16 protein-coding genes and 1 pseudogene are annotated in these 25,094 nt (G+C 54.2%); 13 read left to right on the forward strand and 4 right to left on the reverse strand.

Features of this window, described 5'->3' with window-relative positions; all coding sequences use genetic code 11:
- Window positions 1-722 precede the first annotated feature (722 nt).
- From MLE18_RS07535 to MLE18_RS07555, 5 genes are all read left to right on the forward strand, one after another.
- Window positions 723-1,085 (forward strand): hypothetical protein, encoded by a 363-nt coding sequence (locus MLE18_RS07535; protein ID WP_243438178.1) that lies wholly within the window; start codon window positions 723-725, stop codon window positions 1,083-1,085.
- 277 nt (window positions 1,086-1,362) lie between these two features.
- Window positions 1,363-1,920, forward strand: a complete 558-nt coding sequence (locus MLE18_RS07540; protein ID WP_243438179.1) for a tyrosine-type recombinase/integrase — start codon at window positions 1,363-1,365, stop codon at window positions 1,918-1,920.
- A 142-nt stretch (window positions 1,921-2,062) separates the two neighbouring features.
- Window positions 2,063-2,284, forward strand: a complete 222-nt coding sequence (locus MLE18_RS07545) for a helix-turn-helix domain-containing protein (protein WP_243438180.1) — start codon at window positions 2,063-2,065, stop codon at window positions 2,282-2,284.
- Window positions 2,285-2,296: 12 nt separating this feature from the next.
- Window positions 2,297-3,316, forward strand: a complete 1,020-nt coding sequence (locus MLE18_RS07550; protein WP_243438181.1) for a tyrosine-type recombinase/integrase — start codon at window positions 2,297-2,299, stop codon at window positions 3,314-3,316.
- 66 nt (window positions 3,317-3,382) lie between these two features.
- Window positions 3,383-3,808: a hypothetical protein gene (locus MLE18_RS07555; protein ID WP_243438182.1), complete on the forward strand. Its 426-nt coding sequence runs from the start codon at window positions 3,383-3,385 to the stop codon at window positions 3,806-3,808.
- 87 nt (window positions 3,809-3,895) lie between these two features.
- Here the strand turns inward: MLE18_RS07555 and MLE18_RS07560 are convergent.
- Window positions 3,896-4,346 (reverse strand): annotated as a pseudogene (locus MLE18_RS07560) (transposase); the annotation flags it as partial.
- Between the two features lie 540 nt (window positions 4,347-4,886).
- Between MLE18_RS07560 and MLE18_RS07565 the strand changes: the two are divergent.
- The 4 genes from MLE18_RS07565 to MLE18_RS07580 all read left to right on the forward strand — a co-directional run bounded on the left by MLE18_RS07565 (window position 4,887) and on the right by MLE18_RS07580 (window position 12,194).
- Window positions 4,887-7,412 carry a dynamin family protein gene (locus MLE18_RS07565; protein ID WP_243438183.1) on the forward strand — a complete coding sequence of 842 codons (2,526 nt, stop codon included), beginning with the start codon at window positions 4,887-4,889 and terminating at the stop codon, window positions 7,410-7,412.
- A 27-nt stretch (window positions 7,413-7,439) separates the two neighbouring features.
- Window positions 7,440-9,698: a dynamin family protein gene (locus tag MLE18_RS07570; protein WP_243438184.1), complete on the forward strand. Its 2,259-nt coding sequence runs from the start codon at window positions 7,440-7,442 to the stop codon at window positions 9,696-9,698.
- Window positions 9,699-9,890: 192 nt separating this feature from the next.
- Entirely contained in the window at window positions 9,891-10,739 is an 849-nt protein-coding gene (locus MLE18_RS07575) for a DUF726 domain-containing protein (RefSeq protein ID WP_243438185.1), read from the forward strand.
- A 3-nt stretch (window positions 10,740-10,742) separates the two neighbouring features.
- On the forward strand, window positions 10,743-12,194 hold the full coding sequence (locus tag MLE18_RS07580) for a hypothetical protein (protein ID WP_243438186.1): 1,452 nt from the start codon (window positions 10,743-10,745) through the stop codon (window positions 12,192-12,194).
- A 454-nt stretch (window positions 12,195-12,648) separates the two neighbouring features.
- Here the strand turns inward: MLE18_RS07580 and MLE18_RS07585 are convergent, their stop codons facing one another.
- Entirely contained in the window at window positions 12,649-14,742 is a 2,094-nt protein-coding gene (locus tag MLE18_RS07585; protein WP_243438187.1) for a serine hydrolase domain-containing protein, read from the reverse strand.
- Between the two features lie 71 nt (window positions 14,743-14,813).
- Between MLE18_RS07585 and MLE18_RS18180 the strand changes: the two genes are divergently transcribed.
- Complete coding sequence (locus MLE18_RS18180) at window positions 14,814-14,972, forward strand: transposase (protein ID WP_419714888.1); 159 nt, start codon at window positions 14,814-14,816, stop codon at window positions 14,970-14,972.
- A gap of 107 nt (window positions 14,973-15,079) precedes the next feature.
- Here the strand turns inward: MLE18_RS18180 and MLE18_RS07590 are convergent, their stop codons facing one another.
- Complete coding sequence (locus MLE18_RS07590) at window positions 15,080-16,507, reverse strand: DUF1254 domain-containing protein (protein WP_243438188.1); 1,428 nt, start codon at window positions 16,505-16,507, stop codon at window positions 15,080-15,082.
- A 431-nt stretch (window positions 16,508-16,938) separates the two neighbouring features.
- Complete coding sequence (locus MLE18_RS07595) at window positions 16,939-18,555, reverse strand: arylsulfatase (protein WP_243438189.1); 1,617 nt, start codon at window positions 18,553-18,555, stop codon at window positions 16,939-16,941.
- 878 nt (window positions 18,556-19,433) lie between these two features.
- Here MLE18_RS07595 and treS point away from each other — a divergent pair.
- The 3 genes from treS to MLE18_RS07610 are packed head-to-tail and all read left to right on the forward strand — an operon-like array spanning window position 19,434 to window position 25,019.
- The gene (treS, locus tag MLE18_RS07600; protein WP_243438190.1) at window positions 19,434-22,685 is read left to right on the forward strand and encodes a maltose alpha-D-glucosyltransferase; all 3,252 of its coding nucleotides are present in this window, start codon (window positions 19,434-19,436) and stop codon (window positions 22,683-22,685) included.
- Window positions 22,682-23,494 (forward strand): trehalose-phosphatase, encoded by an 813-nt coding sequence (otsB, locus tag MLE18_RS07605; protein ID WP_243438191.1) that lies wholly within the window; start codon window positions 22,682-22,684, stop codon window positions 23,492-23,494. Before treS ends, otsB begins: the two co-directional genes overlap by 4 nt.
- Window positions 23,484-25,019, forward strand: coding sequence for an alpha,alpha-trehalose-phosphate synthase (UDP-forming) (locus MLE18_RS07610; RefSeq protein ID WP_243438192.1), 1,536 nt, complete (start codon window positions 23,484-23,486; stop codon window positions 25,017-25,019). The genes otsB and MLE18_RS07610 overlap by 11 nt, the downstream gene beginning before the upstream one ends.
- The last annotated feature ends 75 nt before the right edge of the window (window positions 25,020-25,094 follow it).

A 25,094-nucleotide genomic window follows, 5' to 3' on the forward strand; every position in this document is an offset into this window, starting at 1 on the left:
AAGAACGAAGGGAAGTGATATATCAGTTCCGCGTGCAAACCATTTGGGAGCTCTTCTGGAAGAGGGTTCAATGATTATCACGGCTGCGTTTCGTAAGGAAACATCGTAAAGTGTGCAAGGAGATATATTGAGAGATTTTGCCGCGCAAGAATCAATCAATATTGCAATTCAATAACAACAAACAAAATTAACAATAATCATTAAGCACATTTTACGATTTCGCCGGATTCGGGAAAACCGAACATCCGGTGGAGACGGGCGCTGAGACTGGTGACAGGTTCTTCGACCCTATCTTGAAGCACCCAGTCGGGTCAGAACATCTATTCTGGCCTAGCTGGGTGCTTTGAGGGCCTGTATCTCAGGAGGCTGACCGCATCTGCGGCTGGCCTCCTTTTTTTGCGTGGATCCATCTCGCCCTGGAGGCACCGGCAGAGATCCCCACCGCCCAATTCCCATCCCGGGGGGAGCCCTTCCCCAAAACGGCCCCCTACCGCTCCCAACTGGACCGAGCCAGGGTTTCCCTTCCCCCGTGACCTTGGACCCAGGAGGGGGCAAATATGGCCCAAAGACTGAATTTGAGGACCGTGAGTGGGCTCAATTCTGATGAAATCGTCGTTTTTTGCGCGTTTTTTTTGCTGTTTTTGCGGCTAATAATGTATTTTCGACGCAATTATAGAGAAATATGGTGATCAATTACCAAACATCATTACATGGAGAATGTTATGGCAAAGAAGAAGAACCAAGACGGAAGTGAAGGTTCATCCGGCATCCCTGAATCCAGGTACAATGCCAGAGTTCTTCGTGAACTCATCAACGCTGGCGACAGTGCCACTGAGATCATGGAGAAGCTGAACATTCGGCACAAGCAGACTTTGAGGCAACACGTTCTCAAGCTTATCAGCGATGATAAGCAATACTACGAAGTTCGAGGTTTATACATGAAGTCCTCTTCAAGACCAAAGGTCAAGAAGAATGGAGTCCTCTGTATCAACCTGAGCGGCGTGAAGTTCGACGGACGTGACGTTGTCGAGGGAGACGAGTTCGTTGTGAACATCGAATCCGACCACATAGTCTTGCGCATGTAATGATGCAATTGGAACGTTGTGGGTCTCGTTGAAAAACGAGGCCCTCTTTTTGTTTTTGATGGCGAGCAGAGTTTGAATATTGTGCAACTACATAGAGAAATCATCACAATAGGAAAGTACGTTTTGTACTAGAAACGTACTTTCCAGGCATATCTTGGGCTAAGCCTATTGATTTTAACGAGTTACCAGGTGTTCTCTGGCAGGAGCCCCTGGAGCTGACGTTTTCAATGTCAGTTTCCGGGGCTTTTCCAATTGTAAACATGCATTGGAGGTTGTGATGAAAGTCGAACCGTTCATTGAACTGAAAGACATCAAGAGCATCAAGCGGATGCTCAAGGACAATCCTCGGGATTTTCTGCTCTTCATCATGGGAATTAACTCAGGACTGCGAGCACAGGATCTTCTTGAACTTCGGGTGCGAGACATCCAGGACGTCAAGATCGGGTCGCGCATTTCGCTAAGAGAGAAGAAGACGGGCAAGGAGAACGTCTTGATCATCAACCATGAGATCAAGGCTGCTGCCGATGCCTACTTGGGTACAACCCCGGCAGAACCGGAGCATTACCTGTTCAAATCCCGCAAGGGAAAGAACTATCCGCTGACTACCTTCGCCGTGACCAAATACGTGAAAACCTGGGCGGCCGCGCTGAACCTGAAAGGCAACTTCGGTGCGCATACGCTCCGTAAGACCTGGTGCTTCCATCAAAGGAAGACCTACGGTGTTTCCTGGGAGGTCCTCGCCAAACGGTTGAACCACTCGAGCCCCTCCATCACCCGCCGGTACCTCGGCATCCAGGAAGAGGAGGTCGAGGAGATCTTGCTCAACATCATCTGATCATCAGGGGCCATCCGGCCCCTTTTTTCGCGGAGGGGCTTTACATTTCCATGGAGGGCGCATAAACATTCCCTGCCCGGATTAGCCATAGTGGTTTGTATTAGAACCGCCTATTGCATATTCAACCTCATTCGAGGTGGATATGTCCCCAGCTCCCGCTTTCCTGACCCAAGCCCAAGCTGCTGAGTACCTGAGCTTCGCGCCCCGCACCTTCCGCGACCTGTCAAAGAAGTATCTCCTGCCGACCTACGGCCCTAAGCGCAACCGTTTCCGCAAGGAAGACCTGGAGGCGTTCATGTCCAATCCCGTGATTTTTCTGGAAGAGTCGGTGACCATACGCCGTCCCAGAAAAGCTATCATCTAAGGGAGATGGACCATGATACGTCAAAAGGGAAACTCCTGGTTCGTTCGCTGGCGCGAGAACGGTGCCCAGAAGCAGAAACACTTCGGTATCGGTCCTGAGGCGAAGCTCAAGGCTGAACTGTACGAGTCCGAAATCAAACTGGCCAAGAAGCGCGGCGAGGATCTGTCCCAGAAGCGCCACCGCCAGGGACTGTTTTTTAATGAACTGGGCCAACTGTACGTTGATAACTTACGGGCAACTGGCCGCTCCGAAAACCACATCAAGAACATGGTCACGCTCCTGAACAACGTGTTCGTCCCATTGATGCCGGACAGGCCGGTTGCGGAGCTGACCTTTGAGCACCTGCTTACGTTTGCTGGAGAGTTTTCCGGGAGGGCTCAATCGACCCGGAACCGGTACATGGACTACATCAACGCCATCTTCAATTTCGGCGTGGCGCACAAGCTGATCAGCGAAAATCCCATGGCGAACTGGAAGAAACCGAAGGAAGCCAAGCGGGACGTCCAGCTCTCCGTGAACGATCTGGGCCGGATCATCCAGCACGCAGAGCCGCATCTTGCATGGGCACTGGAGGTATCATTCAATCTCGGTGTCCGCACCGGAGAAAGCGAACTGCTTGCACTCCAATGGAGGCAGGTCGACTTCGGCCAGGGAGAGATCAAGGTATTTGCCCCTAAGACCAGGACTCACCGGATAATTCCTATCAAGGCTGAGTTCCTTGAAAGGCTTCGAGGGAAGATGGCCGAATCCGCTTCCAGCTCCGTCGTGGAGTACAAAGGGAAAGCGGTAAAATCCCTGCGCCGGTCGTTCCGGTCGGCCTGCGAGAAGGCACGGATTGAGTATCCGGTCCGATTCTATGACGTGCGCCACCTGTACTGCACAACGCTTCTGAACAATGGCGCGGATTTGGCCGCCGTGAGCAAGCTCATGGGCCACAGCACAATTAAGATGACCACGGATTCCTACTACCATACCCAGAAAATTGAGAAGACCCGTGCAGTGGGCCTCCTCCCCAACATTACTAGCGTTTAGGGGGATATCTCTATGGCATGGGTAAAGATCAAGAAAGGCTCTTTCGATCGCGCTTCGGAATGTCGCGTGAGCATTTCCAAGGGCGGGATTTTGTCCGTGGGCAAGGGGGCCATGAGGCAGTTCGGGTTCACCGGTGGTAAGATCGAGATGATCGCTGACGACGAGAACCCGGACAGGATCGGCTTCAGGTTCGTTGAGGAAGCCGATGATGAGGCGGATACCGTTTCGTTCCGGGAACTCAAAAAAGATGATGGCCAGATCACGGGCTATTCAGCTTCAATCGGGTCGTTCTTGTCTGAGTTGGACAAGTTTAAGGTCGAAGAGACGATGAGCTTTCCGCTCCTCAAGGACGAGACCGAGGGTGTGTTTTATTTCCTGAGGAGCCGGGGTCTTGCTAACTCGCGGAAGAAGGTGCCCGCACCGGATGCGGAGAGCAAGGAGGGCGAAGAGGTGGATATCGTCAGTGTCGAGGCTGGCGAGCAGTTGCAGTAAGCGGAAGTGAGGGCAGCAGGGCCGGGGGGTGACTCCCGGCCCTTTTGGCCTGTGGGGACATAGGGGCGACATAGGTTGTCATTTGTGGCGACGGTAGCCGTTCCAGGGATACAGGTTCATCAAGCCGGTAATAACCTCGATGAGGGGCCGTCACGGGCTTCCAGCGCGATGCGTAGTCCAAGATCGAGCGTGAGGTAGGCAACAGCGCCCCTCTCTGTGTGGTGACAACCCGAGTTTTGTCGCGAACGTCACCTGCTGGCGGCAGGCTGGTGCGCCTACCATTGTTTTGCCGTGATCTTCTTCATCACCTCGATTTCGAGGTCACGCTCGACCAGGAGTTTCTTCAGCCTGCGTTCTCCTGCTCCAACTGGCGGAGCTTTTTCACATCATCAGCGTTCATGCCGTTGAAGCGTTGCCGCCACGTGAAAATGGTCTGCTCGCTGATGCCGTGCCGCTTGGCCACCTGCGCCACCAGGTCGCGGTCAGCCTCACGCAGGATGCTCACCATCTGCTCTTCTGAAAAGCGTGTCTTCCGCATGGCTCCCTCTTCTTCGTCGGGAGCCACCTCCTCAAGTTTCAGCTGGTCCGAAAAGTGCCGATCAGGTCATTCCAATTCGCTCCCTTGGGGATAAAAACTAGAATGTCATCAGGTACTCGGAAAGCATGGCTTGAAGCCGGGAGAATTTGCCTGGGTTCGTCCTGGGTACGACTACGACCTGTGAGTTGGATTATGACCAGCAGTCGAGGGCGTTTTGCTTCTACCTGGGCACCGGTAACATTATGGCGCGCAAAAAGAAGTCCAAGGCCTCCGACGATTTTAAGGAGGCACATGGAGCCAGTGCGGTAAGCCCCGTGGCCGAGTACGTAGGAGCCAAGGAGGACGTCTCGTAGGGCGTCAGACAACGACCAGATAGCCATGCACGGGGGGAGACATTCGGATATTTAGGGGAACATGGTTGACATGGGCTGCACCATGTGGAAAATAAAAATAAAAAAATAATGATTGCACTTGGTTGGGCGGGATACAAATATTTCATAGTATTTGGTTGTGATTGTAAAAGAGAGGAAGGTTGGAAGTATGCTCTTAGAAAAAGTCAAAATGCTTTTAGAAGACAACCTTGCTAAGTGGTGTGAACTAGAAAAGCTGTGTCAGGAGCACGGTTTTTTTGATGAATTTGATTTTAGCGGCTTATCACCTGACTCTGGCAAGTTGTCTAAAATATACGAATTCCTAAGCTGCCCTCCACTCACATTAACCGTCGCGGGTACGACTTCTTCTGGCAAAAGTACTGTCCTCAATATGATGCTAAAGGCGCAGTTGCTTCCATCGGACCCGAGGGAAATGAGTGCTGGCATAGTAGAGATTGTAGACTCTAAGACAACTGAGTTTGAATGTTATTATGATTTAAAGATTGATGAAAATAGCGCACCATTCCTCAAGTACCATGATATTTCCCAGGATGATGTTTGCAAAAATCTTGAAATTTACATGAATGATGACAGGGAAAATGGTAGGAACCGGTTTTATCGGGTTAAGCACCCAATGCATGTCAAAGAGGTTCTTTCTAATGTCGTTTCGAAAAATATCGACATGCGACTTGTCGACTTGCCTGGATGGTCTCATGCCGCACACAATGTTGTTGATGACATCTATAGCTTAGTTGATGGGTCACTTTGGCTTTTTTTAATTGATTTTGTAGATCCTGATGAGGAGAAGTTGAAACAAAATGTGCAAAAAATGCTTTCGCGGGTGAAGCTTTTAGGTGCGTCACTCGACTCTATATTGTTTGTGTTTACGAAGTTTGATGTTTATTTGAAAAATAATATGAAGGGATCTGCTCAAGAGAGCGGTGATTCGCGCCTTGTGAAGGCGAAAAACAGCCTTCAAAAAATTATAACGAGTGTGGCAAGGTCGGTCTTCGCACAGGGAAAAGACAACAAAGAGATTGAGTTAAGTGACATTAGGTTTACTGCGATATCGCCAGAGCCAGCTCTCCATGCTCTTATTTGTGAAGAACTATTGAAAGGTGACCCTGGAGATGACAGGTTGATTGACTCGATTAGGTTCTTGCGCGGTAGTTATGCCTGTCTAATTGAAGCTGATTTCTTAGACAATCTACAGGGGAATCCTCGACTCTGGTCGCAGGAAGACAAAGTTCTGTTTGTTGAGCAGGTTAAGGAGAATAGTGGCGCAAATTCTTTTTATCTGGGTCTTCAGAATCACTTAAGAGATAGTTTTGAGGGTTTGGTCATGCCCTCATTTTTTAGACTTATCGACTCTGTTGTTGGCGTCGGTGCTTATGATGATATTGATGGTGGCACACTTAATATAGGGCCCCTTGCTCGATTTCAAATTTCCCTTGATAACGTGAAAAGCACCTTGGAGCATACAAAGGTAGAAATTTTAGAAAAATTTGAAAAACTACGCGCCAGCATTAATCAGGCTTATGAGAAAGACAAGGGCGTATTGAAGCAGTTTATAAATAATCTGAAAACTACTGTAAAAGAAAGTCTTAGGGATGACACGGCGACTCTTCGCTTTTCGCAGTCAGTAAAAGAAGAGGTTGCTAGTTTTCATTTGGCTCACGCAGCCAAATGGGGAATGAACATAAATGATTTATATGTATTTGGAGCATTGCCAGAGCGCCTGGACAGTAAATACAGGAGCCAAATTGACGTTTTGACAAGACAATTTTCATCACTAGACTTTGACGAACTATTGTCAATTTTTAAAGAGTCTGTTTTGCATGAAACATATATTAAAACAAAAGCAGATTTTGATGTGTTTAAGGGGTTTCTTCAGGGGTCTGCGATCGCGAAAAAGGCATACGAAGAAGGTTTGACTGGACATGTTGGAACAATTGGAGGCAGGGAGCCAGACCTTGATAAGTATTTAGTGTATTACGATGGAATTCGCAATAACGTTGCATATGCAATTGTCTTTTCTTTCGAGCAGGCACTTGACAGTATTCACCAAGATCTGAAAAGAGCAGTCACAACCTGTCTTGAGTGTTATCATTTAAATACAGTTACATCGATAAGGCTGTTGGCGATCGATCATTGCGTTAATCTTCCTTCATTGCCAACAGTGTCGTTTGATAAGTATGGAGCCATTAAGATACCAAAGTTCAGGCCGAAGTGTTTGATAGAGAGTGTTATTGAGCCGATGAAGATGTTTATACCCTATGTGGAGAAAGAAAAAAGAACAGTCTATTGGACAATAGATATATTCAAATGGTTCCCTCGAGAGAAAGTAGTTGAAGTTAATAAGGTAAAAGAGAGCGAAATTACAAAATATACTATTGCGCCAATCAGGAGTCTATTTGATGAAAACGCTGCATATATTAAAAATAGTAGCTTTGAGATGACCATGATTTTGCTGGATAACATTGTGGCTGCCTTTGAAGAGCAAATAAACAATCATAACACGTCATATGATACTATCATCTCTACAGTTATACAGGACGCTGTCAGAGAAAGGGAGTCGTTTGAAAATTTAGAGATTGAGCAAAGGCAGTGTTTAATTTCTTCGATAGCCACAAGTTTTGATGCACTTTGTGGTTCATATGATATGCTTAAGGGTGAATGCTTGACCGGGTATTAGTGCAAATCTCCCTGGAGGGGTCTTTCTATGAAGGCTTGGCGTGAAGCTTGTCTTGACCTGGAGAAAGAAACAGCAAAGCTAAAATTGCTGTATCAATTTTTTTGTGATTATTCTGCCAAAAAGGCTACTTACTCAAATTTAGTCAGTGATTCTAGATGGTCAGAGGCTTTAAATGCTCTTGAAAGTAGAATTAAGGACAGGCTTTTTAAAATTGCAGTAGTTGGGATGGAGAAGGCTGGCAAAAGTACATTTATAAATGCTTGGCTGGGCGATGAAATTTTGCCGTACGCTCCGGAACGTTGTACATATACAACTACAAATATTATATCTGTTGATTCTGACGACAAGCAAGCGCTTTGTGTAAATTTTCACACACGTGAGTCTTTCGAAGAAATGGTGCAGAATCTGACATGCGAGTCTGGGACTGAAACAGATGAACAAAGGCGAGCGCTATCTGACTTGAACAACATTAATACTTATAACAAATCCATACACGAGCAATTGAAACTCGCTGAGGCTTCGAATTTCAGTTGGCGTTATGGCTTTACTAACTTGTCCAGCATTAAAGATCAGCTTTCTAAGTATGTTTCAAACCCAGAATATATATATGCCGTCAGAGGTGTCACTTTATATACTTCCAGACTTATACAAGTTCATGATGTGGCCTTTTATGACGTTCCAGGATTAAATTCTGGGCTTAGACGTCACCAGCAAGAAACTAAAGACATCTTGAATGATTGCGATGCAATAATCATTGTTCAAGACATAGAGAGGCCAAGTTTAACGGATAGCGAAAAGAGAATCATTCAATACGCAACCGAAAAAGTGTATGGCTCTTCAATTTCAGATAAGGCGTTTGTTTTTTTATCGAAAACTGATAAAATAAGATCGGGAAGTGTTTTACGCTCAAATTTAGGCATTGCCAAGCAACAGTGGCTTGAGTTGGCGAGAATACCTGATAATAAAATTTTTTTTGGTTCCCCAGGTGCCCATTTAATTTTGAATACAAATGCGTCTGAGGATTTAATTGAGCAAGTTGGAAGTAAAGACAAAATTGCGCATTTCGTTAATTATCTTTCTGACGAATCTGGTTTTTCGAAGGAAGAGATTCTAGGCGTAAGTCGATCAGTTGAAAGGATTAACAACTTTGTTTTGAATGAAGCAACTCAAAATTTGAAACAATACTTTAACACTATAAAAAGTACCCTAGTTGCAGAAGTTAGCGCTGCTATCATTGATGGAGCTAGGGACGCCGAAAGCGCTGAACTTGTATCGCTTACTGATGAAGCTCATTACAAAAGCCTGCTTAAAGCGCATATGATGAACGTCATACGCGCACTCGATGCAAAGTTACTCAGTGACTTGAACGGCTCGGCAGGTGATGATTCGTTTACAGCTAGAGTTTCTAAATCTATGCACTCTGCGCTGATAAACTTAGTAGAGTCAAATCCTCTTTTCGCTGAATTTTCTTCGCAGAAGGCTTGCATAACCAATATTTTGCTTTCACTTGAATTGGCTAAGTCTTCTCCTGGTTTAAGTAATGAAGTTGTACGGCAGGCTGTATACCGTACTGTTTTATCAGAAATGGAAAACATTGCCTATAAGCTTTCATCAAGATTAGGAGACGAAATTGATTTGCTTTTATCGCGAAGGCAGGGCGAGCTTTATGATTTAATAGATCTTAGAAGGGCAATTGAAAATAATTATAAAATCTCAATCACTAAAGAATTGGCGGTGGCGTTTAGGTGCTTGTTCATGCGCTACGGCAAAATGCTCATGGATTTATTTTTATTGTATCCCTTGGGTAACGAACAGCGAGAAAACTTTGCTAAATATGAATCTGATCTATCTGCTTTTGAATCATATATAGTTGGCATAGAGGTTGACAATTCCTTGGATTTCAAAAAGATTCGGTCTCGTATTAGACCAGGAAAAGGAAATCTTTCCTCGGGATCTAATAATGATGATTCGGTTTCTGGAGCAATATTTGAAGAAATTTTGAATGACTTAAATGCTTTCAAGTATTATATATCTTACCCAAATTTTTATGCATCTGGTTTTACAGCGTTTATCGATATAGAATTAAATTCTTTGTGCGCTAAACTTACTGACGACCGGGTTAGAGATGCAATTTGCCTGCGCTTTATCGATTCTGTTTATTCAAACGAGCCTGCCGTAATTTCTCAGTTGCCTAAGGAATTAAAAGATTCAATGCATCGCGCCTCAGAGGCATTAGCGTCATACAACGCTATGTGCGAGTTTTATGATCAAAATTATATTGGCTAGCTGATTATGTACTTGTTGGAGTGCCCCGGGAATGGGATTTGCTATGCAAGCTCAAACGAACTAGCTCAGTATAAATGCATTTATTGCAATGGTTTTTTCATTTATAATGCTGTGTTGGATTGTTATGAGCATGCCCCTGGCGCTCTGCTCAGATGTTGCAAGTGTAATACAGTGTCATCGATACCGCTAAATATGTCAAAGCATTATTCCTGCAGTTGTGGAGAAGTTTATGAAAACACACTGTGTCTTCCTGATTTTGGTACAAATTTTTCAGCAGGCTCTTCCATGTATTTACTTCGAAATCCGCGATCAGAAAATACCAACATTAAATCGTTAGTCCTTGTGCATGGCTATCTCTCTAATGTCCAATCTGTTGGTGATAAATATTTTGAAAATTTTCTTGAGGTTTTGGCTGGTTCAAATTGGCTTGGGGCTGTGTATGGTTTTTCTTGGGATTCTTTAGGCATTGACACCTTGATAACCCAAGTTCTTTGGGGTGCATTGACGCCGATTGCTTTGCTACGTAAATTAAATGTTTTCTCATGGCCGCTTGCCTTGTTAAATGCGTATAGTAATATAGTTAGACATTGGGAGTCAGCAAAGCTGAACGCAAAAGTCGCTTCGAATTTCCTTCCTTCACTACTTGTGCAAGAGTTTTGCGGTCACAAATCTAGGCCTAAAATATCATTCCTAGCACACTCTTTGGGTGCTAAACTAGTGCTAGATGCCATGTCGATGCATGACAAAAGCAAATCACTTTTTGACATCGACAATTTAATACTCTGTGGGGCTGCCTGCGGAAATGATTATGATTTTGCAAATATTCTCAATAATATCGAAGGTTCAATTTTCAATTTTTTTAATTCTTCAGATTATGTTTTGGGGAAAATATTCGCTGCAGCTGAATCTTGTGTACCTTTAGGCATTTCGCCATTGACCATTGGCTCCAATCGCGTGATTAATATTGATTGCGAGGGTTGTGGTCATTCTTATTTGAAATACATCTCAAAATTTTCAAATAATTTGATTTTCATGAATTGAATTATGTCGCTCAAAAATTTAATCAGATCTGATCTTCACCCCTGTGAATTTTCTATTCTTAATAATTTTCTGAATACTTTATTTTATGACAAAGATTTAAAGCTCTCCAGGAGCACTTCTCTAGGTGGTGCAGATATTTCCCTATATCAAAGAGGGTCTACTATCACTAGAAAGGCCATAGGAAAATTTGATGATCTTTTTGATTCCGTCAACTATGATCATTTTATTCGCACGGCTTCTTTCGTAGGCAGTGGGGTTTCTAGGCTCGATTTTGCAAATTTATTTTTTGCCTCTGTATTGAATTCTAAGGTTACAGTTAATGCTGTTTTTGGCCACGATTCTTCTTGCGAGCTATATGATTTATGTAACGTGGCTGAGTTTTACTCAGAATATTGTAAAAATACATATTTTCCTTATGACATTGAAACTGCTAGGGCAGGTGGAAATTTATACATCAAATTTTCCTTCGATGTGTATGCAAACATTGTAGACTACTCTGATGATGTTTCTCCTGAGTTACGTGGCGAGTATAAAAATTACTTCTTGTCAGGTGCTTACAACTACGCGTTAACTAAATATTCATTAAGCAGGCTCCGGCAAAGGTTTGATAACTTTTTAGGATACGCACATTTGTTTCATGGTGTAAGTGATTTGAATTTTTCGAGTTTAAATCGATTTAGTGTGCTTGTAGAGTCTCAATCTGGAGCTATTTTCGAATTATGCTCACGAAAACCGTTATCATTGAATCCTCCACTGCGCTCACATCATTATTCACACGCTCCTGCTAATGTCAGGTCATCATTTTTTTTGCTCAACGATTTGAACTGCATTTTTTCTGCCGCTAATAACATAGTATCTTTTTATAATGGCGGACTCTTTGAGTACGCATATTTAGAGTCTTGGATCACCATCGAAAAGTATTTTGGTTGCAATTTTGATATTTCCGAGACCTTGTCTTCAAGGCTTGCTGTTGTTTTCCATGTTGCATGGCATACGAATTATAGTTTGGGGAAGCGCCTTTTTAAGTCTTTATATAGAATCCGTTCGACTATTGTTCACGAGCGTAATGCTTGCGCAGAGGATGTTCGCAAGGCTTTTCGCACGATTGCCAAATTTTTTGAAAAGAGTATTATTAGTTATCGCGCAGGAAATTCCATCACACTTCTGGATGAGTCTCTACATTTAATCTCGTACCCCGATAGATTCGTATTTCCAGATTTGTGCAGGTTCATGTTTTCGACACTGAATTTTCTTAGCTATTCTGTGGCCAACTATAACCTGCAAATCGGCGAGGAAAGTGATAGTCTTTCTTCATTTAGAAAAATCATTGACTCAATGTCAAGAGAATTGTATTCTAAAGATAGTTGCGACAAAACGGATTACTTTTCATCTGAATACTTGTCCATGTTAGAGCTTGGCTTTTCAGAATGCTTTCTTCCACTCTTGAAAAACTAGAATATTCATTGCATCAATTTTAAATAAATTTTTAATTTTTTCTTATACTTTAGTCTTTAAATTGAGATGTGGTTCTTGTGGCCTGATGTCACCACATTTCATAACTTTCTGCCGTTATTTACCACTTGGCGTGTGACATCACTTTGATAAACTCGCCGTATTTCAAGGTGTTACCACTTTGGCACCCATTCATGGTATTCAAGAGGTCGTCGGTTCGATTCCGTCCAGCTCCACTACACATTTCAAGGGGTTAGATCGCAAGATCTAACCCCTTCGACTTTTTTCGAAGTCAATATCGGTGGGCAAGGCCTATCGTCCCCCAGGCTGCGCTAGCCCAGCGACGCTCCATCACCCCTGCTAGGTCATCCCAGAAGTATGCCACTCGAGGGGTGCTCGATCCATCCCTCTGACGACGATAGATATCTGAGTTCGTCAGCCTGTTCTCCCAGGACGCTCATGATTGCGCCGTCAGTGCGATTTCCGAACCCGGTGCGCCATGCAGCAGCAGGTAGGCGCCATCGCCGGTTGCGCCCACGACTGTCTTTTCTCCCATGCCCCAGCCCTTGAGGTCGAATCCGGCGTCATACAGGTACCAGGATCGCGCGCCGGTCAGGCCGAGAGGGGCAGCCGCCGGCCACCGGAACCACTCGCCCAGCCCTTCGGAACCGATAGCCACCGCGCCTCGCCCTGGCTCAAGGGTGGGGACGGTCTCCAGCGGGCGATACCGGGTGCCGCACCAGGAGAGGCATTCCTCCCCCTCCCGCTCCTCGATCACCAGGTCGCTGAGGCCCCAGCCGTTGTCGATGGGAATTTTGAGACACATGCGGGCCACATGGTCGCTCTCTCCCGGACAGACGATTTGCAACAAGTCGAATCCCGCCGAGCGGAGCGATACGGCGACGTAGCCTTCCAAACCAGGGACCGTTGCCAGGGAGATCAGCGGGGGTTGCCGCCCCAGGGCCAGAAAGACGCTGTAAGGTTCATTGACGGCCAGCCAGCGTCTGCCGATGCGCGCCTGCCATCGGGCAGACAGGGGGGGAGCGGGGGGGAGCTCATGACCGGCGGGAAGCTCCATCGCGTAGTGCCTCATCCCGAAGGGGATGCGCACAGCCAGATAACGGCGGCCCGCTGCCGCAAATCCGCGGTAGGACGTGCCGGAGCAGCTGTCGGCCGAGAAGCGGCCATCCTGGCGGAGCCTGAGCCCTTCGAGGGCGGTTTGCCAGCAGCCGCCGGTGAAATTGGAGAGGGTCAGCGTGCGGTCCGCGCGGGCGTCCAGCCGCTGCACGCCGTAGCTGCCGGCGTAGATTCCGGCAATGGCGGCCAGGTCGCCGTCACTCGCCGGGCTGGCTGGAGGATCGGCTGGTTCCAGCGGCGCCGGGACATGGGTGATGCTCCTCCGCTCGGCTAAGGCATGGAGCAGCATCCGTTCGGCGAGGGGGATGGCAATGCTCCCCATACCCATGCGGTTGGTGACCATGACCACGGCCGCGAGGCGCTCGTCGGGGGCGACGATGAAGTAGCTGTGGTAATGGTCCGCGTCACCCGCCTTGTGCCACGCCTTCACCCCGGCCGCCGCGAGCCCTCCCTGGCGGACGCCGTCCCAGCCCAGGCCAAAGTGGGCATGGTGATCCGTGACCGGGTTGAACGGCAGGTTCACGGTCTGGTCCCGGCCCATCTCGGCCACTGCCGCCTCGGAGAGGATTCGGCGGTCCCCCAGCCGTCCGCCATTGATGAACATCATCGCAAACCGCCCCAGGTCGCCGGGTGTCGAAAAGAGACCGCTGGAATAGATGTTGGCATATTCCTGCGGCTCAGGCCGCCCTGCGCCGTCCAGGGCGGGGGCGAAGCTGCCCTGGGGAAAGGGGGACCGGGCGAAGCGGCTGCGGCTCATCCCGAGGGGTTCCAGGATCTCCTGCTCGACGAACCCGGTATAAGGTCGGCCGGTGAGGGCGGTGACCAGCAGCTCGACAAGCAGGAAGCCGTCGCTGCCGTACGCCGCCATTTCCCCCGGCGCGTGCTTGAGGCGCTCGGTTGCCAGCATGTCCCGAACTTGGGCGGCATAGCCTGGGCACGGCATGACGGTGAGGACGTTGGGGAAATGGACGCCGGGCAGCCCGGACGAGTGGTTGAGCAGCATCCGCACGGTGATGTCTCGCCAGGGTTCGCCGTCGGCCATGCGGAAGTCGGTCATGTAACGGACCAGCGGTGCATCAAGCTCCACCACCCCCCGGTCCACCAGGATCATCGCCGCGACGGCGGCGATCACCTTGCTGCAGGAGGCAATGCAGAAGAGGGTATCCGTCGTGGGCGCCACAGCACGGAGCCGGTCGACGGAGCCGAAAGCCTCAGCCCAGATGATGCGCTCGCCATCGACGAGGGCGACGGAAACCGCCGTCGTCTTGCTCTCGCTCCCGTCCAGCTGGTCCAGAATCTCGGCGCGGGAAGCTGAGATCGCGCCGGCATAGGTGAACGGCGGATCGTCTTGATGCTTGCTGTGCGGAGGCCGGGTGCGGCGGTGGCGTGGGCCTCGGGCGGAGGTGCTCATCATGGCTGTCTCCTCTGCGGATACCGGGGCGGGTGCTTTCATCCTGCCCCCAGTTTGACGAGCGGTTGCGCTGACTGAGTTTTCGCGGCTGTCCCAGGGGGGCAGCCTATGAAACGAGGAAGTGGAACCCGGAGCAGAAAGCACGCATCGTCCCAGAAGGCCTTCGAGGACCGTCAGTCGGCGAGCCATGCCATGAGCACGGAATGTCCCAGGCGCAGCATTGCCAGTGGTGAGGCCGGTCGCCTGGCAACGCCCGCCGTGTGTTCGAAACGGCCAGGGCGGCCGATTCCGGCCGGGCCTTCGCGTGAAGGCCCGGCCGGAGTTGTTTCAACAGGCCGGGTTACTTGACTTCCTTGACCGCGGGAATGGTCCATGAGCCGTCGAGGATCGAAGGCTTCGTCGCCTTGGGCCAGTAGAGCCGCATCATGAGGATGAATGTGTCCTTCGGCGCCGGAAGCCAGTTGGATTCCTTGTCCGCTCCGGGGCTTTGATGCTGGATGTAGAGGTCCACGGAGCCGTCCGCGTTCGGCTTCAGATTCTGCCTGGCGCTGATGCTCTGACGGTTGATCGGGTTTTTGACGAAGAAGTAGTCCTTATCATACATGGTCAGCGACCAGAATCCCTCCGCGGGAGGGAGCTGGCCCTTCTCGAAATGCATCACGTAGTTCTTCCCGCCATTATAGGACTCAAGGGCATTGGGGCCTTCAGAAGTGGGATAGACAGCATCCTGAGGCCTGTTGGCGCCCAGCCCGATGGCAGTGATCAGGGCGCGCTGGATGTAGTTGGTGCCGTAGAGGCCGGTCTTGGTCGTAAAGACCCAGCCGTGTTCAAGCTTCATGTCGCCCGCGATGATGCCTTCCTTCAGCCAGAGCATGATCTTGTCGTTGGCGATCTTCGGGACGGTTGCGAACGCTTCGCGCGCCAGCGGGTTGAGCTTGCTCCCGTCGAAGGTCTGCCCGGGCGCGATGCCGAGTTTGGCCAGCTTTGCGAGCATGGGCTTGTCGGCGGGGGCGGGCGGGTTGTCCTTCATGAGTTTCGCCAGCAGATTGAAGTAGTCGTGCGCGCTGAGAGCGTTGACCTGGTCGCGCACGGCGCGTTTCATGTCGATGGAAGGGTCCACTTTCCCGGCCGGGGGCGTGTAGGGCTTGCCATACGAGCTGAGCGGAACGAGCGAGATCTCGTCCTGCATCTTGTGCACGGCCGCATAGTCCTCGGGGGTTCCGGTGCAGTAGATGCGCCCGAGCAACCAGACGATGCCGGTGGGCGACTTGTACTCCTTCACGCCCGCAGGCAGCTTGCCTTTCCAGCCGGGGCCGGTGATGGCGTATTTCTGCGGGCCGGTGCCGGTGGTGCGTTTGCCGGGCACCTGGAACACATTCGTCCAGCCGTCGAGCATGGGGAAGAGGTAGTAGCGGTCCTTGGCGTCCGGCAGCGTGAGCACGTAGGGTTCCTGGCTCACGTCGATCCAGGCGGTGGTGTAGAGCGTGTCGGCGTTGGGAGCGGTCACGTCCCGGAAATCCGGCGAAGGGTACTCGCGCATCCGGACGAACTGGCCCATCGGAGCGCGCGAGCCTTCGGGTTTCTCGATGTTGGTCATGACGCGCCTGGTCATTTCCATCGTTACCAGCGGGTACCCGTAGATGTAGGCTTCCACGCCAAGTGATACGGCCTCGAAGGCGTTTTCCTTGGCCTGGCTTGCGTTCAACGGAACCGTTAAGGATGCCAGCAGGACGTACAAGAAGAGTTTCGTTTTGGACAATACGCTCATGAAGCTTTGCTCCTGTTGCAAAAGATTGTGTCCGCTTACGACGAGATGCATGCAGCTGGTACGGAAAATTCAGACGTTGAAGAGATCCAACCGCATCGATGGGCCTTGCGCCGAGGCAACACAACAGATTCACTCTCGAAACGTGAAGCCCGCGGCAAAGCCGGGCTTCAGCGTGGGCGAGAACGCGGGGCACCGCACAACCGCTATCGGACCTGTGATTATATAACCACAGGACGGTTTGCCGCGCAACAACGGGCGTATTGATTCTGCCTGTGCGTAAACTCAACCCGCGTCGAATGCCAGACGCGGGTTGAGTCTTGCAGCGGGCTGGCGTCCGGCCGACGCCCCCCGCAGCGCCATAAAAAACGGCGAGGCCCCTTCAACCGGAACCCCGCCGCGCTTGCCTTATCCCCTGGCCATCTAACGATTCGTCACTGCCCCTGCCTGTTGGCCATGGCCTTCTGGATCTGCTCCTTGACCGCCTCCAGGTTGAAGCTCGCGCCCGCCTGCATGGGCGGGAAGTCGAGCGCGGTCTGGGCCAGCTTGCCGACCTCCTGCTGGACGAACACGAAGCGCCAGAACTCGAACGTCCACCAGTTTGCGGCGTAGAGCGAATCGCCGATGCTCATCTTCTCGAACGGGTCGAGGCGCAGGTTGACGATGCCCGGCCAGTCCAGCTTCACCTTCGGGCCGAACCAGCCCTCCGGCTGGGCGATGAACGTGTACTTGAAGTCCCCGATGCGGGCGGCGGCCAGGGTCGACTCGGTGAAGTACCACACTTCCTTGCGCGCCGACTTGGCGCCCCTGGTCAGCATGTCCACCTGGTTGTAGCCGTCCAGATGGACCTTGTACTGCTTGCCGGCCAGCGTCCTGCCCTTCTTCAGGTCGGCGGCGATGTCCCCCGAGTATCCGGCCGCGGCGGCGAAGGTGGGGAACCAGTCCAGCCCGGACATGACCTCGTTGATGACCTGGTGCGGCTTGACCTTGCCGGGCCAGCGGATGACGCAGGGCGCGCGGAAGCCGCCCTCGGTGCCCATGCCCTTCCAGCCCTTGAAGGGGGTGGTGCCGCCGTCGGGCCAGGTGAATCCCTCGGTGCCGTTGTCGGTGGAGACCACGACGATGGTGTTGTCCGCGATGCCCATCTCGTCGAGCTTCTTCATCACCCCGCCGATGACGTCGTCGAACTGGGCCATGCCGGCCTCTTCCAGGCTCCAGCCGTTCTCAGCGGTCCGCATGCCCTGGTATTTGGGGGACAGGTGCGTGGCCACGTGCATGCGGGTGGGGTTGAGCCAGATGAAGAAGGGTTTGTTGCTCTTGCGGGCGTTGTCCATGAAGCCGAGGGTGCGCTCGAGGATCACCTCGTCCATGGTCTCCATGTTCAGCTTGATGCCTTCGGTCGGATGAGGCGGGAGGGGGCCCATGTCCACGATCTTCTGCTTGCCCACCTTGCCCCAGCGCGGGTCCACCGTGGGGTCGTCCTTGTCCGTGGCGAAGGTGTGCAGCACGTTGCGCGGGCCGACCTTGTCCAGCAGGTCCTTGGGGTAGTTGGGGTGGAAGGGGTCCTCCATGGCGTCGAGGTGGTAGAGGTAGCCGAAGAACTCGTCGAAGCCGTGGAGCGTGGGCAGATATTCGTTGCGGTCGCCGAGGTGGTTCTTGCCGAACTGCCCGGTGGCGTAGCCCAGCTCCTTGAGGGCGGTGGCGATGGTCGGGGCCTGGTCGGGCATGCCGACCTTGGCCCCGGCCTGCCCGACGGTGGTCAGCCCCGTGCGGATGGGCAGCTCGCCTGTGATGAAGTTGGCCCGGCCCGCCGTGCAGCTGGCCTCGGCGTAGTAGTCCGTGAAGATGGCCCCCTGCTCGGCGAGCTTGTCGATGTTGGGCGTGCGGCCCGCCATCATGCCCCGGTGGTAGGCGCCGATGTTCCAGATGCCGATGTCGTCGCCCATGATGAAGATGATGTTGGGTTTCTGGTCCGCCAGGGCGGTGTTGGAGATGAGCGTGAACAGAAGCGTTGCCAGAACGGCCGGCAAGGCTTTGCATGTACGGGACATAGCGGCCTCCTCCGTGGCTTCGATTTTCAGCATGTCTTTCATAGGCGACACGGGCCAGAATGCAAGCCGAATTCGGGAGGCTGAATGCAGGATCGTCCGTGCGCAATGCGATTCTCTGGTTTTAGAAATAAGGACATCCCGGTGCCGAAGCTCTCGGCACTGCGGCGAACCGGCATGTGGCCCGGTACGGCACGAAATGGTGCGGCGCACGGGCAAAAGCCGGAATCGGACCCGCCAGCGCCCGCGTTCCGCCGGAATGCGCCCGAAGCCCAGGCTTTGCAAACGGGGGCCGACCCACCTGTTCCATGAACAAAGTTTCACGTAGCAGGCGACCAGCCTTGTTCCGCAACAGGCTGATTTTTCGAAGGAATATGCCTGGTTGGCGCGTGGCCGCTTTGCGTTGACCGCAAGAGTGACTCTGTTTATCCTTCCGATCAAGCCTTTAGAATCTTTTCATTCGCATAAGCTCATTTCGGCCAGCATGTAAGCTCATCGTTGTATTGCAGGGGCTGGTTCGTTCTTATTATTCTAAGTTGCTGAACAAAGCTGCCTTGCGTGTCTTTGCATCGCCGGGATTACGGCTTCAGAGACGTGGACGTCGAGCGTGTTGGATTACAGAGTTTCTGACTGCCGTTGGAGTTGCTTAATCAGTTGCGGATGCAATGTGTTTCGCTCACCATTTCGGATGTACGTCAAATTGCGGGTGTACCAACCCGGGAACCCGTGCAGGGCTGAGGGCAGCCGGGAATTTCCCGGAGTCTGAGGCTGGCGCCACTGCCCGGCCGGGGCCGACGCGGACCGCAATCGCTCCGCCCGGTACACGGTCCGCACGGTATTCATGCACGGACGCACAGCCCAACCCGCCATCAGGAATAGCAATGTGGTATAAAGATACAATCATCTACGAACTTCACGTACGCTCCTTCGCGGACAGCGACGGAGACGGCATCGGCGACTTCAACGGCCTGACATCCAGGCTGGGCTATCTTGAGAGGCTGGGGGTCGGCGCGCTGTGGCTTCTGCCGTTCTATCCTTCGCCCCTGCGCGACGACGGGTACGACATCGCCGACTATACCCACATCCATCCGGACTACGGCACCATGGCCGATTTCCGGCGCTTTCTGCGCGAGGCGCACGAGCGCGGCTTCAAGGTCATCACCGAACTGGTGCTCAACCACACATCGGACCAGCACCCCTGGTTCCAGCGCGCCCGGCGCGCGAAGCCCGGCTCCAAGGCGCGCGATTTCTACGTCTGGAGCGAAACCCCGGACAAATACCGGGACGCCAGGATCATCTTCAAGGATTTCGAGCAGTCGAACTGGGCCTGGGACCCTGTGGCCAAGGCCTACTACTGGCACAGGTTCTACTCCCACCAGCCGGACCTCAACTTCGACAACCCATCCGTGCGGAAGGCCGTTTTCAAGGTGCTGGACTTCTGGCTGGACATGGGGGTGGACGGCTTGCGCCTGGACGCCGTGCCCTACCTGTTCGAGCGGCGCGGCACCAACTGCGAGAACCTGCCGGAGACGCACGCCTTCCTGAAGGAGCTGCGGGCGTACGTGGACGCCAAATATCCCGGAAGGATGCTCCTGGCGGAGGCCAACCAGTGGCCCGAGGACGCCGTGAACTATTTCGGCAAGGGCGACGAATGCCACATGGCCTTCCACTTCCCGGTCATGCCGCGCATCTTCATGTCCCTCTGGACCGAGGACCGCTACCCCATCATAGACATCCTCGAACAGACGCCGGACATCCCGGCCAACTGCCAGTGGGCCATATTCCTGCGCAACCACGACGAGCTGACCCTGGAAATGGTCACTGACGAGGAGCGGGACTACATGTACCGGGCCTACGCCAGCGACGCCAAGGCCCGGATCAACCTGGGCATCAGGCGCAGGCTCGCCCCGCTGATGCAGAACAACCGCAGGCGCATGGAGGTTATCAACTTCCTGCTGTTCTCCTTCCCGGGAACGCCCATCATCTATTACGGCGATGAGCTGGGCATGGGCGACAACTACCACCTTGGCGACCGCAACGGCGTGCGGACCCCCATGCAATGGAGCCCTGACCGCAACGCGGGTTTCTCCAAAGCCAATCCGCAGAAGCTGTATCTGCCGGTGGTCATCGACCCGGAATACCATTACGAGGTCGTCAACGTGGAGACGCAGGAGCGGAACCAGACGTCGCTCTTCTGGTGGATGCGCCGCATCATCGCCATGTACAAGTCGCTTCCGGCCCTGGGGCAAGGTACACTGGAGTTCGTGCGGGGGGAGAACACCAGGGTGCTGAGCTTCCTGCGCATCCACGAGGACCAGCGTCTGCTGGTTCTGGTCAACCTCTCGCGCTACGCGCAGGTGGACACGCTGGACTTGTCGCACATGGCTGGCAGCACCCCCGTAGAAGTGTTCGGCCAGTCCAGGTTCCCCCAGATCGAGCAGTCGCCCTATACGGTCATCCTCGGCCCGCACGACCATTTCTGGCTCCTGCTGGAGGACGTTTCGGCCAAGTCATGCCCCATGCAGCCAAAATCACTGGGCAAGCTGTTCCTGGACAGGGGCGTCCCCTCGCTGGACGAGCTCAACGCCGAGCTGGGAAAGGTCCTCCCCATGCTGCTGGCGCCGTCCGGCGCGGCGGTGTCGACCTCGGCCTTCTACGAGGAGGCGAACATCGTCGAGTCGCTGCATCTGGGCGGGGGGGAGTTCATCCCGATCATGGCGCTGGTGGAGGGCAGGCACCGCCAGAACCACCTGAGCACCCACCTCGCCATGCCCGTCGCGGTCCGGGGCGGCGCGCTCCAGGAGACGGAGGCCCACCTTGCGTCGGGCCTGCTGGGGCGTTCGGAGCATCGGGGGGAAACCGCCGGGCTTGCCAACGGGTTCGAGAACGCCAGGGCCATGAGCGTGCTGGCCGAACTGGTCCTCAGCGGGCAGGAGAAGCATGCCCAACACGGCGTTTTCTCCTCGGAGCTCTACATCCCCAGGAAGGAGCGGAGCGCCCTGACCGTGCAGGCCGACACCTGCCGCCTGGTTCTGGATACGCGCCACTCCGTGTGCTGGACCCTGGGCGACCAAGGTTTCCTGAAGGTGTTCAGGGAGTTGGGCGAAGGGGTCAACCCCGAGCTGGAGATGCTGCGGGCCTTGGACCGCCAGGATTTCCCCGGCGTGCCCCGCCTGACGGCTAGCCTCACTTACAAGAGGCGGCGCGGCAAGGGCTTCACCTTGGCTGTGATCGAGGAATACTTCCAGGGCGCTGAAGACGGGCAGAGTTTCGTGGCGCAGGCATTGGAGCAGATGTCCGAGCGGGCCCTGGCTTCCGGGGTCGAGCCGCTGGACGTCTCGGCCCTGCCGGTATTCACCCCGCCCGAGCTCGGCAAGGGCCAGCGCGAGGTCATCGGCGAATACACGCTGGACTTCTTCCGCAGGCTCGGCGTCAGGACCGCCCAGTTGCACGAGTCCCTCGCCGGGGTTCCGGGCCAGGCGTTCCAGCCGGAGCCGTTCAACAAGCTCTACCTGCGCTCCTGCTACCAGAGCATGCGCAATACGGCGCACCAGGCCAACAACGTCATGCTCACGCACAGGTCCAACCCGGCCGAGGAGGCGAAGCCCTTCCCCCTGGACGTGGTGCTGCGCCGCTTCGCCAAAGTGACGCACCTGACCCCTTCGGGCCTGAGGATCAGGATCCACGGGGACTTCCAGATGAACAACATCCTGCACCGCGGGCGGGATCTGTTCATCGTCGACTTCGACGGGGACGACTCCCTGCCTCTGGGCGAGAGGGTCATCAAACGCTCTCCCCTGCGGGACGTGGCCAGCCTGCTCGTATCCATTGGGGCGCTGGTGGCGGGGTGGAAGCGCCGGCAGTCCGGGCTGCTCACAGCCGACTCCGACAGGCTCGGCGCCTGGATAGCCTTATGGCGTCGCAGCGTCGCCCATTGCTACCTCCAGGCCTACCTGGAGACCTGCGGCGACGGGCCGCTGCTGCCCGCGACCCGCGAAGACACGCACACCCTGCTGGAGGTGTTCCTGCTGGAGCAGCTTCTGCGCCACATCATCCGCGACTCCGAGGGCGCGGGCGATGAATTCGAGGATCTCATGTACATGTTGCACGCTTACCTGAAGGTTTTCCCATGAAAGATACGCTCCCCGGCCTGGGTCAACTGCTTGAAGACCCGCTGGCGAGGCAGGTCCTTTCCGGCAGGCGGCCCTGGGTGCTGGCACTTGATTACGATGGGACCCTCGCGCCCTTCCGTCCCGACCGGGACCACGCCTGCCCCTACGCGGGCGTGCGCGACGTGCTGAACCGCCTCCCCACCAAGGGGAGGAGCCGCTTCGTCATGATCAGCGGGCGCGACGCCTCGAGCCTCTCCCGGCTTCTCAACATCCATCCCATTCCTGAGATCTGGGGCTGCCACGGCGCGCAGCGCCTCATACCCGGGGAGGGCGAAGCCGTGATCCCGCTCACCCCGGAGCAGCAGGCGGCCCTGGAGCAGGCGCGCGCCCTCGTTGAGGATGAATCACGCACGGAGACGAAACCCTGCGGCATTGCCTTCCACTGGCGCGGTCTCGCTCCCGACGAGAAGCGGGAGTTCATGGCCCGCCTCGAACCGCGACTCATGGAGCTTGCGGGGCGGGCCGGGTTCGAGCTGCATCCCTTCGACGGAGGCCTGGAGCTGCGGTTGCCGGGAGCCAGCAAGGCCACGGCCATCCGCTCGCTTCTGGAGGAGCACCCGGAGGCGCTGGTCATCTACCTCGGAGACGACCGCACCGACGAAGACGCCTTCAAGGCATTGAAAGGGCGTGGCATAGGGGTGCTGGTCAGCGCCCGGCCGCACGCTTCGGAGGCGTCCTTCTGGATCAGGCCGCCGCAGGAGCTGCTTGCGCTGCTCGGACGGTTCACCAGCCTCAACCCCAAGGCGAGGAGGCCAGAGTATGCCCAATGAAAGCAGGAGAGATAAACGCCTCGTCGTGGTTTCTAACCGCTTGCCCGTCAGCGTGGTCCGCGAGGCAGGGGCACTGCGCCTGAAGCAGGGGGCCGGGGGCCTGGTCACGGCCATGGCCCCGGTCTTGCGGGATAGGGGCGGGCTGTGGATCGGCTGGCCCGGGGCAGTGGAGAAGGACATGGCCAGCCTGTGCAGGGAGTTCTCCCGCGAGGCCGGATACCTCCTGCGCCCGGTGGAGTTGGACGAGGAGGACGTGGACGGTTTCTACCACGGCTTCTCCAACGAGATTCTCTGGCCGCTTTTCCACGAGTTCCTGATGCCGTGCAACTTCGACCCCTCCTTCTGGGAGGCATACAAGCGGGCCAACGCCAAGTTCAGCGCGGCAGTGGCCGCGGCCACCAAGCCGGGCGACTTCGTCTGGGTGCACGACTACCACCTCATGCTCCTGGCGGCCCAGGCGAAGGAGGCCGGACGGGACACGCGCATGGGTTTCTTCCTGCACATCCCCTTTCCACCGGCGGACATCTTCCTCAAGCTCCCCTGGCGCAAGCAGATCATCGACGCCCTGCTGGAGTTCGACCTGCTCGGCTTCCAGACCGTCCGCGACCGCGTGAACTTTTTCGAGGCCGTACAGCGCATCTACCCCAAAGCCTACAAGCGTGGCAGGGGGCAGGTCATCTCCGTGTCCGCCGGGGGGAAACAGACCCGACTTGGCAGCTTCCCCATCAGCATCGACTTCCGGGCCTTCGTCAATGCAGCCTCCCAGCCAGCCTCGCAGGTTGCGGCGGAGCAAATCCGCAAGGACGTGGGCGACAGGTACCTGCTCTTCGGCGCGGACAGGCAGGACTACTCCAAGGGGATCCCCGAGCGCATCGCCGCCTTCGGGCAGATGCTGCGCATGTTCCCCGAGCTCAAGGAGAAGGTCTGCTTCATCCAGATCATCGTGCCAAGCCGCGAGAACGTTCCCATGTACCGGGAGATCAAGACCCAGGTGGAGAGCATGGTCAGCGAGATCAACGGGCGCCACGCCACCCCGGGCTGGACCCCGCTGCACTACTTCTATCGCAACCTGCCCCATGAGGAGCTGATCCACTATTACAGGGCCGCGGACGTGGCCCTGGTCACACCGCTCCGCGACGGCATGAACCTGGTGGCCAAGGAATATGTGGCCTGCAACACGCGGGAGAACGGCACCCTGATTTTGAGCGAATTCGCTGGGGCGGCCATGGAGTTCCACCGCCACGCGCTCATGGTCAACCCCTTCGACACCCTGGGAACGGCCGAGGCCATACGCCGGGCCATGGATATCAGCCCCGCCGTCCGGAAGAGGCACATGCGGGCCCTGCGCGACATCGTCCGGCGCTTCGACATCTTCCACTGGGTCGACTCCTACCTCATGGCGGCAATCTCCAAGCGACTCGGAGACTTCCCCACGAAACAGGGGGACTTCTATCAGACCATTCGCGACAGGCTCGGCCCCCCCTGGGACGCCGAGGACGACTCCGCCTCCGACAGCAGGTTATAAGCGAGTGCCCGATGCCCGCCTGCCATCCTCCGGGGCATGGTGGGCGCCGGTATTGAGCGTTTGACATCCCGATGG

Source organism: Fundidesulfovibrio soli (assembly GCF_022808695.1).
Classification (GTDB): Bacteria; Desulfobacterota; Desulfovibrionia; order Desulfovibrionales; family Desulfovibrionaceae; genus Fundidesulfovibrio; species Fundidesulfovibrio soli.

Coding starts and splice junctions, on each gene's coding strand:
- MLE18_RS07535 (WP_243438178.1), top strand. CDS start 723: ATGGCAAAGAAGAAGAACCAAGACGGAAGTGAAGGTTCATCCGGCATC.
- MLE18_RS07540 (WP_243438179.1), top strand. CDS start 1,363: ATGAAAGTCGAACCGTTCATTGAACTGAAAGACATCAAGAGCATCAAG.
- MLE18_RS07545 (WP_243438180.1), top strand. CDS start 2,063: ATGTCCCCAGCTCCCGCTTTCCTGACCCAAGCCCAAGCTGCTGAGTAC.
- MLE18_RS07550 (WP_243438181.1), top strand. CDS start 2,297: ATGATACGTCAAAAGGGAAACTCCTGGTTCGTTCGCTGGCGCGAGAAC.
- MLE18_RS07565 (WP_243438183.1), top strand. CDS start 4,887: ATGCTCTTAGAAAAAGTCAAAATGCTTTTAGAAGACAACCTTGCTAAG.
- MLE18_RS07570 (WP_243438184.1), top strand. CDS start 7,440: ATGAAGGCTTGGCGTGAAGCTTGTCTTGACCTGGAGAAAGAAACAGCA.
- MLE18_RS07575 (WP_243438185.1), top strand. CDS start 9,891: ATGTCAAAGCATTATTCCTGCAGTTGTGGAGAAGTTTATGAAAACACA.
- MLE18_RS07580 (WP_243438186.1), top strand. CDS start 10,743: ATGTCGCTCAAAAATTTAATCAGATCTGATCTTCACCCCTGTGAATTT.
- MLE18_RS07585 (WP_243438187.1), bottom strand. CDS start 14,742: ATGATGAGCACCTCCGCCCGAGGCCCACGCCACCGCCGCACCCGGCCT.
- MLE18_RS07590 (WP_243438188.1), bottom strand. CDS start 16,507: ATGAGCGTATTGTCCAAAACGAAACTCTTCTTGTACGTCCTGCTGGCA.
- MLE18_RS07595 (WP_243438189.1), bottom strand. CDS start 18,555: ATGTCCCGTACATGCAAAGCCTTGCCGGCCGTTCTGGCAACGCTTCTG.
- treS (WP_243438190.1), top strand. CDS start 19,434: ATGTGGTATAAAGATACAATCATCTACGAACTTCACGTACGCTCCTTC.
- otsB (WP_243438191.1), top strand. CDS start 22,682: ATGAAAGATACGCTCCCCGGCCTGGGTCAACTGCTTGAAGACCCGCTG.
- MLE18_RS07610 (WP_243438192.1), top strand. CDS start 23,484: ATGCCCAATGAAAGCAGGAGAGATAAACGCCTCGTCGTGGTTTCTAAC.